We start from the raw sequence: 15,565 nt of genomic DNA on the forward strand, positions 1-15,565 counted from the left end.
AACGACCGGCCGGCCACGGCGCCAATGGATCAGGCTTTGTGCCCCCACGTGCCGGTTGACCAGGATGCCGTCAGCGGGGTCGACCGGGGGTAGAGGACCAGGTTGCCGTCGTTCTGCAGGTTCAGGTCGGACGGGCCCCGGCCCGCCGTGGGCGTCGACCAGACCTTGGTGCCGGCGCCGTCGAACAGGGCGAGGCTGCCGTCGTTCTGGTTGGTCAGGCGGATGGCCTTCAGGCCCGTCTTCGACCAGAGCACCGTGCTGCCCAGGTAGAGCACGAGGTTGCCGTCGCCCTGCAGCCACAGCTGGAAGCGGCCGTCGCTGGAGCGCAGGGCCGACTGGCGGTGCAGCGACCGGCCGGGGGCCAGGGTGCGCTGGAAACTGTCGGTCAGGGCGAGCTTCACGGCGTCGTAAGCGGGCTGCTGGGGCCGGCCGGCCGTGTCGGTCAGGCCGAAGTGGCACTCGGGGTCGGCCGAGCCCGCGGCGCAGGAGGGACTGTCGGCGTACGAGTAGACGAACAGCGGTCCGGTGTAGTCGAGCGCACGCCACATCCGGACGCCCTCCTCGAGGTGATCCCGGCGGTCAGCGGCCGGAACGACGTTCGAGGGGTAGCCGTACTCGGTGCCCCAGATCTTCTTCGAGCCGTCGCCGCGCTTGACCATCACGGCCCGGACGGCGGCCAGCTCACCGCATTTCTCGTCGGGCGGCCCGAACATGGCCCACCACCGGTTCGCGCATTCGGGCCGGGACGGGCTGCGGCCGTTGCTCCAGGCCGGGTACGGGTGGTGGGTGACCGCGTGGAACGTCTTGCCGTAGCCGTTGGCGTAGGCCCAGTCGAGCCAGGCCGCCGGCTCGTCCGCCCCGCCGGCCCCACCGGACGCGCCGGCCAGCACCGTGCAGGAGGCGCACCGCACCTGCACCTGCTCGTACGCGATTTTCGTCAGCTGCCAGTACCGCAGGCGCCGGGCCGCGGCGCTGCCGTCGCCGTAGTTGGCCTTGTCCGTGAGGTTGGGTTCGTTCCAGACCTCGTACGCCTGCACCCGGCCCGCGAAGTGGGTCACGGTGGCGTCGACGATCGACCGCCACGTCGTGTCGGCCACCGGGAACCATTTGTCGCCGGCGTGCCCGCCGTTGGCCCACGGCGGCGCGTAGCCGAGGATGAGCAGCACCCGCATGTCCCGCGCGTTCGCCGCGTCGACGATCGGATCGAGCCGGCCGAAGTCGGGCGCGCAGGTCGCACAATCCTGCACGCCCCACCAGTCGAGGTCGAGCCGCAGCACCGGTTTGCGGTCACCGGCGTACGCGTCCATGGCGTCGAGCCGGCCGACCAGCCCGGTGGTGGCCGCGCCCTCGGAGAACCCGACGTCGGCTCGGGAGAAGACGTAGGGATCGGCGGCGGCCGCCACCCCCGCGGACGGGGCAGCGGCGGTCTCCGCCCCCGCGGGGAGGGTGACCGCCGCCAACCCGAGGACAGCCGCCAGAGCCGCCACGCCGGCCAGGATTCGTTCAGGACGCATGGCCGGCGATCTTAGCGACGTCAGGCCGAGAACGAGGTCCGGCGGCGACGGGCCAGCAGGAAGGCCACCGCGCCACCGATCAGCAGCAGCGCACCCGCGCCACCCATGAAGGCCACGTTGGTGCCGGTCAGCGGCAGGCCGCCACCGGTGTCACCGCCGCCCGCGCCGCCCGGGGCCGGAGTGGCCGGGACAGCCGTCGGAGCCGCCGGGGAGCTGCTCGTCGGCGTGGGGTTCGCGGGCTCCTCCTCGCCGTCGCCGGGCGGCAGGGTCGGCGCGACCGTCGTGGTGGGAGTGGCCGTCGGCGTCGGGGTGGCCGTCGGCGTCGGGGTGGCCGGCGGCGTGGTGGGCGGGGTCTCGACGGTGGGGATGACGACGACCTTGCCCGAGCTGCTGTTGTCGCCGGTGTACGGCGTCTCCGGGGTCGCTTTCACCATCATGGGCAGGGTGTGGAAGCCGGCCCGGGTCAGTTAGTCGCGGCCGAGCCACGTCGGGCCCTGCGCGTCCGCGTAGTCCCTGGTGTACCAGGTGAAGCGGTAGGAGTACTCGGCGCCGGCCGGGGCCTTGGGGTGGACCCGGATGAAGCCCCCGCTGAGCTTGTACGAGCCGCCCGGTTCGATCGGGTTCGGCACCTCGCAGAGCGCTTCCCCGGTGTCGGTCAGGTCCGGGATCTTGCCGCCGGGGATGCTCTCGGTGTACTTGCAGGTGATGTAGCTCGAGGCGAACCAGAGGCCCCGCGTCTCGACGTGGAGCACGACCTTCAGCGGCTTGTCACCGTCGTTGCGCACCTCCATCGTCTCGTTGACCCACTTGTTCGCCTCGGCCTGGAAGGTCTTGGGCGCAGGACCGGCGGCCAGGATGGCGTTGGGGTCCGTGGGCGGCGCGGCGTGGGCGGGCGCCGGGACGAGCGCGGCGGCAAGAGCGGCCGCCGAGGCCAGGCCGAGCAGACGGCGAACGGTTGACACGGTGGGGAGGCTCCTTCAGAACGACAGGGATCGACTTGAGGCGCCGGAGCCTACCCACGCCGGCCGAGCCCGTGTGTCCCGCCAGACGTTTCCGTCAACAGTGGACTTTTCGTCGGCGCGGACGGTTGTCACCGTAGTTACCCGCCGGTAGATTGCGTGAGCCGCCAACCAGAGGAGACCGCAGGTGACCGAGCCGCACAAGGCCACCCTCCAGCGCTCGATCACGCTCTTCCAGGCCTTCCTCGTCGAGCAGACCGACCCCGACCGGTTCTACACCGCGCTCGCCCGGGACTCGGTCGGCCAGCTCGGCCGGTACGGCCCGCTGCGGGATCAACTCGTGCTCGACGTGGGCGGCGGCCCCGGCTACTTCGCCGACGCGTTCAGCAAGGCCGGCGCCCGCTACGTCCGGCTGGAGCCCGACGCCGGTGACATGGCGTCCGGCGTCGGGGGCGAGGACACGGCGGTCGGCGCGCTCCGGGCCAGCGGCATGGAGCTCCCCATCCGTACGGGATCGGTCGACGTCTGTTACTCCTCGAACGTGCTCGAACACGTGCCCGACCCGCCGCGCATGCTCGACGAGATGGTCCGGGTGACGCGCCCCGGCGGGCTGATCTACGCCTCGTTCACGCCGTGGCTCTCGCCGTGGGGCGGCCACGAGACGGCTCCCTGGCACTATTTCGGCGGCCACTACGCGGCCCGCCGTTACGAGCGCCGCCACGGCAAGCCGCCGAAGAACAAGTACCGCCACAGCCTGCACCCGTACTCGGTCGGCGCCGCCCTGAAGTGGGCCCGCACCACCCGGCAGGCCACCCAGCTCGACGCCCTGGCCCGCTATCACCCCTCGTGGGCGCAGTGGATCCTCCGGGTCCCGGCCGCGCGCGAGGTCCTCTCCTGGAACCTCGCGCTCGTCCTGCGCAAGAACTAACGGGCCGTCACCGACACCGGTTCGGTGGTCAGGTCGTCGAGCTGCACCCGGAACTCGTACTGATGCCCGGCGATCAGCATGATGGCCTCGTAGGTGCTGCCGTCGACCGGATAGGGATCGGTGCGCCACTGCTCGCCCGCCGACGCGTCGCGCACCTGAATCCGGTAGAGCACGTCCGAGCGGATCTCCTGCCACGTCAGCCGGGCCGTTCCGGGGCCGGTGGCCACCACCGCGAGGCCGGTCGGCAGGGCCGAACCCACCCGCACCCGTACGGGCGAGGACTGCGGACCGGCCCCACCGGGGTTGAAGGCCGCCACCTTGAGCTCGTACTCGTGGCCGGCGACGAGGTTGCGCAGGGTGGCCTCGCGCCCCTGCGCCCCGACCTCCTCGCGGGTGAAGTCCTTCTCCCCCGCCGTGACGTCGCGCCGGTAGATCCAGTGCCATGTCTGCCGGGACCGCCAGCTCAGCTCGACGGCCGTGCCGCGCGGCTCGGCCCGCAGCCGGGTGGGCGCGTCGCCGGGCGGCGCCAGCTGGGCCCGCACCCGCACGACGGGTGACCGCGTGCCCTCCCCGCCGTCGTTGACCGCCGCCACCACGAACTCGTACTCGCGCCCGTGCTCGAGCGGCCGGGACCGGAACTGCGTCGTCCGGGAGATGCCGGGCACACCCCAGTCGGTGGTGCCGGCGGTCGCGTCCCGCTGATAGATCTTGTACGCCAGCCCGGGCGCGACCTGCGGCCAGGACAGCAGCACGGTGCCGTCCGGGCGGGTCTGCGCGCTGGGCGTCCCGGGCGCGGGCGGGGTGGCCACCACGACCGTGGCCCGTACGCCCTTGGAGTGCACGCTGTCCCCGCCGCCGCCCACAGCCACGGCGGTGAACTCGTACTCGTGGCCGTGCCGCAGCGGCCCGATCGTGGCGCTCTGCCCCGGGTAGGCGCCGGCCGCCGTGCGACCGCGCTGCCCGGTGGTCAGGTCGCGGTAGTAGAGCTTGAAGAGCTGGACGAACGGCACCTCGGTCCAGTGCAGCGTCACCTTGCCGGCGTTGTCCGGTTCGGCCCGCACCATCGCCGGCGCCGGGGGTGGCGGCACGGTCGCGGTCATGCCGGCCACCGGGGACAGCGCGCCCTCGCCACGCTTGTCCACCGCGGACACCGCGAACTCGTACCGGTGACCGTTGGTCAGGAACTCGAACTTGCCGGGGGCGTTGCCCGGCAGCCGGACGAAATGGGTCTGCCCGGCCGTCACGTCGCGCCGGTAGACCCGGTAGTCCCGCCCGCCCTCGGTCTTCCACGTCACCCGGGCCGTCCCGGAACCGTCCGGGGCCGCGGCCACCTCGGCCGGGGCCGGGGGCAGCTGTCCGGCGACGCGGGGCGGCCACGGCACCTCGAAGAACCGGGGGCGGTAGATCGACGCGTCGGCGTACGCGACGGCCTCGTCCAGGTCGTTGACGTTGTACGACACCAGCAGCGAGCCCGGCCGGCTCAGGTCGAGGTGCAGGTCCGCGTCGTAGACGATGTGCCCGGCGTCGGGCTCGGGCGCGCGGAACAGGTAGTGCGGCCCCTCGAACGGCCCGGTCGGCGCGGTGGCCGTGTAGGCCACGAAGTCCGCACTGAACATCAGGTTGTTCTCGTGGGTCACCAGCACGTACCGGTCGCCCACCTTACGCACGCCGAAGCTGGTGCCGACGCCGCTGAGCAGCCGCCCCGACTCGCCGGCCGCCGCGGACCAGGCCCGGCCGGTCCAGAACTCCCACGGCTGCCCGAGGTCGGTGCCGCGCACGCGGGCCACATGGGCGAACTTCATCTGACCGGCCGCCTCGGACCCGTAGATGTAGGTGTAGGCGCCGTCGGTCATCACCTCGGAGCCCCACGAGACCTTGTCGCCCACCGGCAGCGGGCGCACCCGTCCGGCGGCGAAGGTGGGCAGGGCCAGGGTGGCCAGGTCGGTGGCGGCCAGCACGTGGTCGAGCGGGCCCGGCCCGGTTCGCTTGATCCGGTTGACCAGCACCTGCACCTGGTCGCTGAGCACCGACGCGTCGCCGACCCAGTGGTATTCGCCGTCGTCGCCGGTGGAGAACAGCGATGCCGGGCGGCCCGGGCTGCCGCCGGTGAGCGTCGTGAGCTTGCCGCCGTCCTGCACCACAGCCGAGTTGTGCACGAGCGACGCCGAGCGCGGCCGGGCGCCGCCGGGATCGGGGCGGCCCAGGAAGGTGTCGGAGAACAGCCACAGCCGGCGACCGTCGGGCAGGGGCACCGAGGCCGTGCGGTCGGCGCCGAGCCAGTCGCCCGAGGTGTCGCCGTACCGCTGGAACAGCGCCGTCAGACCGGCCGCGGACGTGCCGCCGGGATCCTCCGGCGCGACCCGCGGGCCGGCCGCGGCCGCCACCGCCAGCAGCACCACGACCGTCCAGGCGGCGAGCAGCCACCGCATCGCGAACCGCACCCAGGGACCCCCGTCCACCCGTTCAATCGATCGACAGCGTTGCATGCTCGGGTCGCGGCGCGGTAACGGCGGTCCGCAGCCGCAGTCCGACCAGGACGGACGTCGAGGCCAGGCAGATCACCGCGGTGCCCAGCGCGCCCCACGCGATGCCGGGCAGCGTGTGCGGCAGCACCAGCCAGGCGGCCAGGACGAACCCGGCGGCGCAGACCCACAGCGGCGCCGAGGGCCATTTGGCGCCCGCCGCGACCTGCGCGTTGACCAGCACGAAGAGCACGCCGTAGACGGCCCCGGTGGCCGCGAAGATCGGCGCGTACCGGCCCAGCTCGACGTAGTCGGGGCCGCCGGCCAGCCGGAACGCGAGCCCACCGGCGACCGCGGCCCCCGCCACCAGCACGACCCCGCACGCGGTGACCAGCGCCAGCGCGATCCGCAGGGTGCGGCGGTCGGACTGGGCCAGCCGGGGCAGGGCCAGGATGGTGACGACCTGCGGCGCCCACAGCGCGCCCTTGGTGAGCACGGTGCCGACCGAGTAGGCCCCGGAGGCGTCGACCGGCAGGAACCGGCGGGCCAGGAGCAGGTCGGCGTACGAGACGACGAGCATGGCCAGGGTGGCGCCACCCGCGGTCAGCACCGCCCGCGCGGCCAGCGGCTCCCCCGCCGCGACCACGCCGGGGCGGCGGGCCAGCAGGTGCAGAACGGGCAGCACGAGCACGGCGGTGACCGCGCCCAGCAGCAGGGCCGTGGTCAGCCCGAGCCCGGCGGCCAGGCCGATGACCACGCCGCCGTAGCGGCCGCCGGCCAGCACGGCCAGGCCCACGGCGAGCGACATGAACCGCTGGTCGCCCTGCATCTCGCCGAGCCAGCGCCCGGCCGCCACCACGCCCACGGTGGAGACGCCGGCCAGCACGGTGGCCAGGAAGGGCAGGTGCAGCACCAGCACGGCGACCGGCAGGGCCACGGCCAGCGCGCCCGCGATCACCAGCACCGTCAGCAGCGCCGAGCGGGTCACCGAGGAGGCGCCGTGGCGGGCCCGGTGCACGGCCACCGCGATCTGCAGGCCCGTGCTGGCCACGCCGGCGATCGCGGTGATGGCGAGGATGGTGGCCAGTGCGCCGAGGTCGGCCGCGCTCAGCTTGCGGGCGCCGATCAGCGGCACCACGTAGCCGAGCAGGTTGGTCAGCACCCCGGCCGCGGTCACCGCGAGCCCCGCCACCCCGATCCCGGCTGTTCCCTTGCTCATGGGTTGCTTCCCGCCGTTCGTCGCATACAGTGTCGGCCGTGCGCCGAGTCAAGCGCTGGGCGCTGCCCGCGACCGCCATCCTGGTGGCCACGGCCGTGCTGGCGCCGCTCGCCGCGCCGGGCTATGTCCTCTCGTACGACATGGTGTTCGTGCCGCACCAGCCGTTGCGTGCCGACCTGATCGTCCCGAGCGCCACCCTGCCCCGCGCCGTCCCGCAGGACGCACTGGTCTCGCTGGCCTCGGTGATCGCGCCCGGCTGGCTGGTCCAGCGCGTCGCCCTGGTCGCGATCCTGCTGCTGGCGGCCCTGGGCGCGGGCCGGCTGGTGCCCACCGAGCGGCTCGCGCCCCGGTTGATCGCCGCGGTCGCCTACGCGTGGACGCCGTTGCTGGCCGAGCGTCTGCTGCTCGGGCAGTGGGGGCTGCTGCTGGCGTACGGGAGTCTGCCGTGGATCGTCACGGCGTGCCTGCGCGACCGGGGCTCGCTGTGGCGCCTGCTCGCTGCCTGCGCACCGGCCGCCGTGACGCCGACCGGTGGGCTGATCGCCTTCGCCGGCGTGCTCGTGCTGGCGCCCCGCAAGGCCTGGCTGCCCGCCCTGCTCAACGCCCCCTGGCTGCTGGCCACCGCATTGAGCAGCGCGGACGGGCGCAGCGACCCGGGCGGGGTGGCCGCCTTCGCCGCGCGCGGGGCCGACTGGACCGGGCCGATCGGCGCGCTGCTGGGCACGGGCGGCGTCTGGAACGCGCAGACGACACTGCCCAGCCGCACCTCGCCGCTGGCCCCGGTGGGCACGCTGCTGCTGCTGGCGCTGGCCGTCCTCGGCTGGCGGCTGCTGCGCGACCGGCTGCCCGGCGGTGCGGCGGTCCGGCTGCTGATCCTGGCCGGGGGTGGGTTCCTGCTGGCCGCGCTGGCCGTGCTGCCCGGCGGGCGGGCGTTGCTGGAGTGGGCGGTGACCGAGGTGCCGGGGGCCGGGGTGCTGCGCGACGGGCAGAAGTTCCTGATCCCGTACGCCCTGGTGCTGTGCCTGGGCGTGGCCCTGGGCGCCGAGCGGACCGGGCGGCGCGAGGTGCTGGCCGGGGCCTTGCTGCTGCCGCTGGTGGTGATGCCCGATCTCGCCTACGGGGCCCTGGGGCGGCTGGTGCCGGTGCAGTATCCGGCCGACTTCGAGGTCGTGGCGCGCACGATCGAGCGGTCGCCGGGTGAGGTCGTCTCGCTGCCGTTCCGCGGCTACCACACGTACTCCTGGAACCGTTCCCGAACTGTGATCGACCCGCTGCCCCGCTACGTGGACGCCGAGGTGGTGCGGGACGACCGGCTGCTGGTGGGCGATCAGGTGATCGCGGGCGAGAACCGGCGGGCCGACGAGATCCGTACGGCTCTGGCGCTGGGGAAACCGCTGGCCCCGCTGGGCATGCGGTGGGTCGTGGTCCAACGTGTCGACGGGGAGCCCCCGGTCCCGCCCGGCGCGCTGGCCGGATTGAGAATGGTGCATGCGGGAACCGACCTCCAGTTGTACGAGAACGGGTCTTCGCAAAGAAGTTACTAGGTGGTAACGTCCCGCGCACATCGCAAGCCAGTCGATGTCGCTGCTCAGAAGGAGTCCCCACATGCGTAAGGCCCTTCCTCTGGTCCTGGCCGGGGTGATTGCCCTGGCCCTCGGCGCCCTCGGGTCGGTGGCGATCGCCTCGACCCTGACCGGCTCGTCGTCGGAGGCGGCCAAGACCGCCGACGACACGACGGTCGTGCCCGGGGTCTACGGCACCAGGTAGGTCCGGTCCACCTCGGCCGGCGCCGGGACGTGCGCGGCCCCCTCGACGAGGGCGGCGAAGCGCTCGCCCGCCGCCGGCCAGGTGAACCGTGCCGCGTGGGCCCGGGCCGCGACGCCCATGGCCAGGCGCAGAGCATCGTCGGTGAGCAGCCGGCGCACCTTCTCGGTGTAGTCGGACCAGTCGTTCGCGAGCAGGCCGGTCCGGCCGTCGACCAGGGACTCCTCGACTCCCCCGGCGCCGGCGAAGGCCACGTTGGGGGTGCCCACCGCGGCCGCCTCGACGATGGTCAGGCCCCAGCCCTCCTTGAGCGACGGGGTCAGCGCCACCCAGGCCTCGCTGAGCAGCCGCCGCTTCTCCGGCTCGTCCACGAATCCGGCGAAGCGCACCCGGCCGGCCACGCCCAGACCGGCCGCGTAGTCCTTGAGCGCGGGCTCCCACCAGCCCTGCCCGGCCACCGTCAGCGTGATCCCGGGCAGTTCCCCGGCGAGCGCGGCCACCGCGTCGATCGCCACCTCGACCTGCTTGTGCGGGACGAGCCGACCCAGCACCACGAGCGACGGATGCGCCGTACGGGCCACCGGAGCCGTGACCGTCATGTCCGGAGTGCCGTTGTGAATGATCGACACCCGTTCCGGGCCCACGCCGAGCACCGCGAGCTCGTCGCGGGTCGCGGCCGAGACGGTCACGTAGCGGCAGTTGCGGTAGACGCGGGGCGCCAGCGACGACTCGATCCACCAGCCGAACCGGGCCAGCCGCGGGGTCAGCACGACCGGCCACTGCTCGCGGTGCACGTGGTGCACGAGCGCGATGACCGGGCAGCGGGCCCACAGCGGGGCCAGGAAGGGCAGCCCGTTGCCGACGTCGACGATCACATCGGGCCGGCCGTGGCGGCGGCTGAGCGGGCCCAGGCCGACGAATCCCAGCAGGTAGAGCAGGGCCGCGCGCAGATAGAGCGTGTGCCGGCCACCGCGGCGCAGCACCCGCACCCCATCGGCCGTACGCTCCTCGGCGGCCCCGAACGCGTGCTTCGCGCAGAGCAGCGTCGCACGGTGACCGCGCCGCACGAGCTCGCCCGCGATGCGTTCGACGTACACCTCGGAGCCGCCCCCCTGGGGGTTCCGGGTGTCGCGCCAGTTGAGGAACAGCACATGCCGGTTCCCGGCGACGAAAGTGTCCACAATCACCCCTACTCGCGAGTAGCATTCGCGGTCGGGTCACGATATGGGGTCGCCCGGCGACTCCGCAACGGTCAATCGGGAGCGACATGCCGCCGGCACTGAAATCGTCAGTCGACGATGGCGTTCCGCGTACGGTCTGGCGTTTGCGCCTGCTGGCGGTTTGCGCCGGGTTGACCGCCATCGCTTTCCTGCAGAGCCCCGGGTCGACCGCCATCGATACCAAGGTGGACCTGGTGATCGACCCGGCGGGCTGGCTGAGCCGGGCGCTGCACGTGTGGGACCCGGCCGGCACTTTCGGGCAATTGCAAAATCAGGCGTACGGCTACCTCTGGCCGATGGGCCCGTTCTTCCTCCTCGGCAAGCTGCTCGCCATCCCGGCCTGGGTGGTCCAGCGGCTCTGGTGGGCGCTGCTGCTCAGCCTGGCCTTCACCGGCCTGGTGCTGCTGGCCGAGCGGCTGCGGATCGGCACGCCGTGGGCCCGGATCATCGCCGGCGTCGCGTTCGCGCTGTCCCCGCGCATCCTCACCGAGCTGGGCCCGATCTCGGTCGAGGCCTGGCCCACCGCCCTGGCCCCGTGGGTGCTGATCCCGCTGATCGGCCTGCGGCATCCGGTGCCGATCCGCCGCGCGGTGACCCGGTCGGCGCTGGTCGTGGCGTGCGCGGGCGGCGTCAACGCGACCGCCGTGCTGGCCGTCGTGCCGCTGGCCGTGCTGTGGCTGGCCGGTCTGCGCCCGGCCCGGCTGCGCTGGCGGGCGCTGGTCGCCTGGGGTGCCGCCGTCGCCGCGGCCACGGCCTGGTGGCTGGTGCCGTTGCTGCTGCTCGGCCGGTACAGCCCGCCCTTCCTCGACTACATCGAGACCGCCGCCGTCACCACCGCGCCGACCGACACCACGACCGTGCTGCGCGGCGCCTCGCACTGGCACGCCTACCTGACCGGCGCGTTCGGCCCGCTGTGGCCGGCCGGGTGGCGCCTGGCCACCGAGACCGTGATCGTCGTGGCCACCCTGGTCGTGGCCGGGCTCGGCCTGGCCGGGTTGTCCCGCCGCGGCGTGCCGCACCGCTGGTTCCTGGTCAGCGGCATGCTGGCCGGGCTCGCGCTGGTCGGGCTGGGGCATGTCGGCGCCATCGACGGGCTGTTCGCCGACGCCCAGCGCGCCTTCCTCGACGGCCCCGGCGCGCCGCTGCGCAACGTGCACAAGTTCGACGTCGTGCTGCGCCTGCCGCTCGTGCTCGGCCTGGCCCACCTGCTCGGCCTGGCCCTGCGCTCCGCCCGCACGGCCCACGAGCGCGACCGCCGGCCGGCCCGGCTGCGCGCGGCCACGGTCACCGGCGCCGCCCTCGTGGCGATGGCCGGGGTGGCCAGTCCCGCCCTGGCCGGCGGGGTGGTGCCGCCCGGCAGCTTCGCCGAGGTGCCCGGCTACTGGCGGCAGGCCGCCACCTGGCTCGACCGCAACCTCGGCCACGAGCAGGTGCTGGTGGTGCCGGGCGCCCGGTTCCCGCAGTACCTGTGGGGCCGGCCCAGCGACGAGATCACCCAGGCCCTGATGAAGGGCAACTGGGGCGTGCGCAACTCGATCCCGCTGACCCCGCCGGGCACCATCCGCCTGCTCGACTCGGTGGAGGAGGCGCTGTCCACCGGCTCCGGCTCGCCCGGCCTGGCGCCCCTGCTGTCCCGCTCCGGCGTGCGCTACCTGCTGCTGCGCTCCGACCTCAACTACGGCCGGGCCCAGGCCACCGAACCGATCGTGGCCCGCCAGGCGCTGCTGCGCTCGCCCGGCCTGACCCCGGTGGCCACGTTCGGGCCCGCGGTCGGGGGCGGCGTGCTGCCCGGCTTCTTCATCGACGACGGCCTCGACGTGCAGGTGCCCGCGCTCGAGGTGTGGCGGGTCGACGAGCCCGGCAAGGCGATCGCCGCCTACGACTCGAGCAGCCTGACCACCGTCGTCGGCGGGCCCGAGTCGCTGCTCGACGCGGCCGCGGCGGGCAAGCTGCCCGACGGGCCCACGGTGCTGGCCGGCGACCGGCCGGACGACCTGGGCCCCGGCCCGGTGGTGCTGACCGACGGCATGCGCCGCCGCGAGGTCGCGTTCGGCATGGCCGCCGACCGGGCCTCGGCCACGCTGGAGGCGGGCCAGGACGGGCGGCTGGGCGCCCCCGCCCGCGACTACCTGCCGGCCTGGGGCGACGAGCAGGACACCGTCGTGCGTTACCTGGGCATCAAGACCGTGCGCGCGTCATCGGCGTACTCGGAGGCGAACGCGCTGATCGGTTCGCGCCCGGCGCACCAGCCGTTCGCGGCGCTCGACGGCAACCCGGCCACCTCGTGGCGCTCCGCCCCCGGCGTGCCCTCGGCCGGGCAGTGGCTCGAGGTCGAACTGCCCGGCAAGCGCGTCATCAGCAGCATCGGGCTCACCCTGGACCAGGGCACCGACTCCGTGCCGACCCGCATCACCGTACGGGTGGGCCCGAACGAGCCGATCACCCGCGACGTCTTCGGCACGACCTTCACGATCCCGCTGCCCGGCGACATCCCGGCCGACACCGTACGGGTCACCGTGGACGCGGTCCGCGACGTGCGGCTCGGCTACGGCGGCGTGGGCTTCACCGACCTCAGCATCCCCGGCGTGGTCGCCCAGCGCACCCTGGCCGTGCCCGCGTCGCCGGTCGCCGGGCGGCCCGTGGGCATGGTCTTCAGCGCCGCCCCGTCCACTCCGGCCTGTTACTTCGCCGACGGCCGGCCGTACTGTTCGGGTGGCAAGGCGCGCGATTCCGAGGACGGCGGCTACATCGACCGCACCGCCGAGGTGCCGCAGGCGGCGCTCTACACGGTCTCGGTGCGGGCCCGGCCCAAGCCCGGCGCGGCGCTCAACGCGATGCTCGACCCCGGCGGCACCGCCTCGGTCACGAGCGGCATCGTGCCCAGCGTGACCGCCTCCAGCAGCGCGGTGCCCGACCCCGCGGCGCGGCCCGGTGCGGTCGCCGACGGCGACCCGGCCACCACCTGGTACGCCTCCGACGAGGACTCCCATCCGTGGCTGCGGCTCGGTTTCCTCAAACCGCGGCAGGTCAACGGCATCCGGGTCCGGCTCGCGGACGGGGTCGCGGCCTCGCGCATCTGGCAGGTCACCGTGCTCGGCGACACCGGCGTGCGCACCGGCTACCTGGACGACGGCGGCTCGCTGCGGTTCGACCCGCCGCTGCGCACCGGCACGCTCACGGTGCTGTTCGCCAACGCCTTCCCGTCCCGCTCGCTCGACCCCTACCGGGACACCACGCGCGAGCTGCCCATCGGCGTCAGTGAACTGAGCGTGCTGGACGATCCGCCGCCGGCCCGCAACGACCCCGACCGCAAGCTCTATCTGCGCTGCGGCACCGGCCCGTCCGTGTCGGTGGCCGGCGTGCAGCGCTCGACCGCCCTGGTGGCCAGCCGGCGCGAACTGGTCGAGGGGCGCGAGGTCGCGACCCGGCTGTGCGGCCCCGGCGGCACCGGCCCGGTGCGGGTGGCGACGGGCCCGGCCCGGGTGGTGGCGGTCGCCTCGTCGACGGCCGACCCGTTGCGGCTCAACCTGACCCCGTTGCGCGGGCCCGAGGCGGGCCAGGGCGGCGGCGAGACCGAGACGACCGCGAGCCGCGAGAGCCCCGTACGGGTCGACGAGTGGACCTCGACGACGCGCCGCGTGCACCTGGACGCCTCACCGTCGCAGCGGGTGCTGGCCATGCGCGAGAACACCAATCCGGGGTGGACGGCGACGCTGGGCGGGGAGGCGCTGCAACCGCTGATCGTCGATGGGTGGCAGCAGGGCTGGATCGTGCCCGCGGGCCCGGCCGGCGACGTGACGCTGCGGTTCGCGCCCGATCAGACCTTCGGCATCGCCCTGGGCGCGGGCGCGGTGCTGCTGACCGGCGTGGCCGTGGCCGCCGTGATCCCCTCCCGGCGGCCCGTGCTCGCGGCGGTGCCCGTCCGGCGGCGGCGCCGCTGGCTGCTGCCGCCGCTGGTGGGCGGGGCCGCGTTGCTGATCGTGGGCGGGGTGACCGCGGCCGGGCTGATCGCGCTGGGACTGGCCGTCGTGGTGGCCCTGCGCGCACTGCGGCCGCATCTGGACAGCCGCGACCGCAAGTGGCTGCGCGGGGCCCTGGGGTGGGCCCGGTTCCTGCTCCCGGCGGCCCTGTTCGCGCTGGCCGGCTGGGCCTCGGTGACCGCGGGGAACGGCCACACGGCGGCGCTGCCTCAGCTGGCCGCCGTGGCCGCCGGGGTCGCGCTCTGGCTCTCGGTGCTGTTCCCCGGCGGGCGTCGCCGGCGCAAGTGACCGAGCCGCAGTAAGGGCTTCTCGACCAGGTAATAGCTCAGCGAGGCGAGCAGCAGCCCGCCGGCCACGGTGATCGCGTACGTCTCGAGCAGGTCGCCGGTGAACTCCTGCCGGCCGGTGACCTCGTACAGCATCTCCAGCACGAAGGGGTGCCAGAGGAACAGCCCGTACGAGACGAGGCCGAGCCAGCGCGCGAAACCGGAGCCGAAGGCCGCCTTCGTCCGGGTCTGCGGACCGAACGCGAGCGGAACGAGCACCAGCACGGCGATCATCGCGTACAGGGTGATCTTGAGTCCGAACTGGGCCGCGGTCGGCTCGGCCAGCGTGCGCGGCCCCGCGATCGACGTCGTGGCCACGCCCAGCAGCGCCAGCGCCGTCCCCCAGCAGGCCAGCGGCGCACGCCCCATGTCGTCCAGGAACCGCCAGCGCGGCAGGTGCCCGTTGCTCAGCGACACGTGCACCGAGGCGAGCGCCATGCCGGCGCCGAACCAGATCGCGTACGAGGGGAGCCAGGTGGTGTGCCGGCTCAGCGAGAGCACCCCCGTACTCAGCAAGGCGACCCACGTGGCCGTGATCAGGGCGGCCACGGCGAGGATGAGCACCGGCCGCCCCGCGCGCCGCCGGCCGCTCAGCGCGAGCACGGCCAGGATCGGCAGCAGCACGTAGAAGACGGCCTCGGTGGCCAGGCTCCACGTGTGCCCCAAGGCGTGCCGCAGCCCGTACGCGTCGTAGATCTGCGTCAGCGTGAAGTGACGCGCCCAGTCCCCCGCCGTGGCGTCGGCGTTGCGCGGCACGACGAGCAGGCAGACCACCACCGTGAGCCAGTACGCCGGGAGGATGCGCAGAGCCCGCCGCCACAGGTAGATCCCGGCGCCCGGCAGCGGCTGCCCGGTGGCCCGCGCGTGCGCCCACGGACGGTAGAGCAGGAAGCCGGAGAGCACGAAGAACACGGCCACCCCGACGTCCAGCCGGGCCAGCCAACCGGCCCAGGGACCATCGCCTACATTGATCCCCGTAGCGAACCCCACATGGTGCGCGACCACCGCGAGCGCTCCCACGACCCGTACCGCATCCAGTGGCGGGAGTCGATGGAGGGACCTGTTCGTAACGGGCGCAGACATAAACCGTCCCAGGGGGTCGCGCAACAATGTAACTGGCGAGTAACCTGCGCCCATTATGGGTGATCGGGCCGTGCGGGGATACCGGCCGATTGATAACGATGGGAGGGCTC

10 protein-coding genes and 1 pseudogene are annotated in these 15,565 nt (G+C 73.9%); 4 read left to right on the forward strand and 7 right to left on the reverse strand.

What is annotated here, in order from left to right:
- Window positions 1-29: 29 nt before the first annotated feature.
- The 3 genes from BKA14_RS13215 to BKA14_RS13225 are packed head-to-tail and all read right to left on the reverse strand — an operon-like array spanning window position 30 to window position 2,476.
- On the reverse strand, window positions 30-1,514 hold the full coding sequence (locus BKA14_RS13215; protein ID WP_184951224.1) for a hypothetical protein: 1,485 nt from the start codon (window positions 1,512-1,514) through the stop codon (window positions 30-32).
- 20 nt (window positions 1,515-1,534) lie between these two features.
- Window positions 1,535-1,951: an LPXTG cell wall anchor domain-containing protein gene (locus BKA14_RS13220; protein ID WP_184951225.1), complete on the reverse strand. Its 417-nt coding sequence runs from the start codon at window positions 1,949-1,951 to the stop codon at window positions 1,535-1,537.
- 30 nt (window positions 1,952-1,981) lie between these two features.
- A complete protein-coding gene (locus BKA14_RS13225; protein WP_184951226.1) occupies window positions 1,982-2,476 on the reverse strand; it encodes a hypothetical protein in 495 nt (164 codons plus the stop codon).
- Window positions 2,477-2,660: 184 nt separating this feature from the next.
- On the opposite strand from BKA14_RS13225, the gene BKA14_RS13230 reads away from it, so the two are divergent.
- Complete coding sequence (locus BKA14_RS13230; RefSeq protein ID WP_203722634.1) at window positions 2,661-3,401, forward strand: class I SAM-dependent methyltransferase; 741 nt, start codon at window positions 2,661-2,663, stop codon at window positions 3,399-3,401.
- On the opposite strand, the gene BKA14_RS43180 is transcribed toward BKA14_RS13230, so the two are convergent.
- A complete protein-coding gene (locus BKA14_RS43180) occupies window positions 3,398-5,860 on the reverse strand; it encodes a DUF5005 domain-containing protein (RefSeq protein WP_203722632.1) in 2,463 nt (820 codons plus the stop codon). The genes BKA14_RS13230 and BKA14_RS43180 overlap by 4 nt on opposite strands.
- Before the next feature lie 4 nt (window positions 5,861-5,864).
- Window positions 5,865-7,082: a polysaccharide biosynthesis protein gene (locus tag BKA14_RS13240; protein WP_184951227.1), complete on the reverse strand. Its 1,218-nt coding sequence runs from the start codon at window positions 7,080-7,082 to the stop codon at window positions 5,865-5,867.
- A gap of 38 nt (window positions 7,083-7,120) precedes the next feature.
- Here BKA14_RS13240 and BKA14_RS13245 point away from each other — a divergent pair.
- Together BKA14_RS13245 and BKA14_RS13250 are read left to right on the forward strand one after the other, a co-directional pair.
- A pseudogene (locus BKA14_RS13245) lies at window positions 7,121-8,602 on the forward strand (MmpA family trehalose lipid delivery protein); the annotation flags it as partial.
- Between the two features lie 85 nt (window positions 8,603-8,687).
- The gene (locus BKA14_RS13250; protein ID WP_184951229.1) at window positions 8,688-8,849 is read left to right on the forward strand and encodes a hypothetical protein; all 162 of its coding nucleotides are present in this window, start codon (window positions 8,688-8,690) and stop codon (window positions 8,847-8,849) included.
- On the opposite strand, the gene BKA14_RS13255 is transcribed toward BKA14_RS13250, so the two are convergent.
- The gene (locus BKA14_RS13255; protein WP_239093315.1) at window positions 8,834-10,027 is read right to left on the reverse strand and encodes a glycosyltransferase family 4 protein; all 1,194 of its coding nucleotides are present in this window, start codon (window positions 10,025-10,027) and stop codon (window positions 8,834-8,836) included. The two genes, BKA14_RS13250 and BKA14_RS13255, sit on opposite strands and share 16 nt — an antisense overlap.
- 143 nt (window positions 10,028-10,170) lie before the next feature.
- Between BKA14_RS13255 and BKA14_RS13260 the strand changes: the two genes are divergently transcribed.
- Complete coding sequence (locus BKA14_RS13260) at window positions 10,171-14,334, forward strand: alpha-(1->3)-arabinofuranosyltransferase (RefSeq protein WP_184951230.1); 4,164 nt, start codon at window positions 10,171-10,173, stop codon at window positions 14,332-14,334.
- On the opposite strand, the gene BKA14_RS13265 is transcribed toward BKA14_RS13260, so the two are convergent.
- Window positions 14,256-15,455 (reverse strand): acyltransferase family protein, encoded by a 1,200-nt coding sequence (locus BKA14_RS13265; protein ID WP_184951231.1) that lies wholly within the window; start codon window positions 15,453-15,455, stop codon window positions 14,256-14,258. The genes BKA14_RS13260 and BKA14_RS13265 overlap by 79 nt on opposite strands.
- Between the last annotated feature and the right edge of the window lie 110 nt (window positions 15,456-15,565).

The sequence above is a fragment of the Paractinoplanes abujensis genome (assembly GCF_014204895.1).
GTDB classification, from domain to species: domain Bacteria; phylum Actinomycetota; class Actinomycetes; order Mycobacteriales; family Micromonosporaceae; genus Actinoplanes; species Actinoplanes abujensis.